Annotated in this window: 1 protein-coding gene; it reads right to left on the minus strand. The window is 44.4% G+C overall.

Annotated features, from left to right (window positions below):
- Positions 1-37: 37 nt before the first annotated feature.
- Positions 38-232, minus strand: a 195-nt coding sequence (locus K9V48_RS28865) for a hypothetical protein (RefSeq protein WP_224142372.1), incomplete at its 5' end; no start/stop codon positions are given.

Below are 232 nucleotides of genomic sequence, written 5' to 3' on the forward strand. Positions count from 1 at the left end.
ATTATCTCGAGCTAATTGTTACGAAGCTTACAAACCTTCACTTTTGTTCACCATATCTGTCTTCTCCTAGCAGTATTCTGGACCATGCACTTGTCCTCTGTTTCCGCATTTCCTCATGCAACCTACATATTTGTTGCCAAATATGCAGTTTCGGATGGAGACCATCTTTGCGTCTGGCTGGGTAGCGTAAGCTACACTGTGAGAATGCGACTTCTTGTCGCACCATAAGCGA

The organism is Metabacillus rhizolycopersici (assembly GCF_020075705.1).